The organism is Acidimangrovimonas pyrenivorans, assembly GCF_042643245.1.
Taxonomy (GTDB): Bacteria; Pseudomonadota; Alphaproteobacteria; order Rhodobacterales; family Rhodobacteraceae; genus Acidimangrovimonas; species Acidimangrovimonas pyrenivorans.
The window spans coordinates 1-881 of the sequence record NZ_JBHRSK010000037.1 but is presented as its reverse complement, the minus strand read 5'-3'; the positions used below and the strand labels follow the sequence as shown (position 1 = coordinate 881).

The window sequence follows — 881 nt, the reverse complement described above, 5'->3', positions numbered from 1 at the left end:
CCCAGGGCCTGCACGGCCATCTCAGCCATGACGACCGCGACGGGGTGCAGAAGCTGCACCGGGCGCCGGTGCCGCGGGTCGGCGGTCTGGCGCTGCTGGCGGGGCAGCTGCTGGGCGGGCTGGCGCTGCCGGCCGGGATGCGCGAGCTGTGGTGGGCGGTCTGCCTGAGCGTGCTGCCGGCCTTCGCCGCCGGCCTGGCCGAGGACATCACCAAGCGGGTCGGGGTCCGGTGGCGGCTGGCGGCGACGATCCTGGCCGGGCTGCTGTTCTCGATCTTGACCGGCTATTCCATCGCCCGGGTCGGGCTGCCCGGGGCCGATGCGCTGCTGGCGCTGAAATGGTTCGCCATCCCCTTCACCGCCTTCGCCATCGGCGGCATCGCCAACGCGCTCAACATCATCGACGGCGTCAACGGCCTGGCCTCGGGCAGCGCGATCATCGTCCTCAGCGGCTTCGCCCTGGTGGCGGCGCAGTCGGGCGACGGCGAGATGCTGGCGCTGTGCCTGGTCTCGATCGGCGCCCTGGCCGGGTTCTTCGTGCTCAACTTCCCGCTCGGCAAGCTGTTCCTCGGCGATGCCGGGGCCTATTCGACCGGCTTCGTGCTGGCGGTGATCGCGGTGATGCTGCCGCTGCGCAACCCGCAGCTGTCGCCGCTGATCGGGCTCCTGGCGCTGGCCTACCCGGTGATCGAGACCATGGTCTCGATCCATCGCCGGACCGTGCGCAAGGGCACCAATCCGGGCCAGCCCGACCGGCTCCACCTGCACAGCCTGGTCTATCGCCACCGCGCCCGCAGCCTCGCCCGCGCCCTCGGCCTGCCGCATCTGCGCAACGCCATGACCAGCGTCCTGCTCTGGCTGCTGCCGCTGCTCTCGGTCGCG

At 72.0% G+C, this 881-nt stretch carries 1 protein-coding gene; it reads left to right on the top strand.

Annotated features, from left to right (window positions below):
* On the top strand, window positions 1-881 hold an 881-nt coding region (locus tag ACFOES_RS21005), incomplete at both ends, for an MraY family glycosyltransferase (RefSeq protein WP_377835687.1).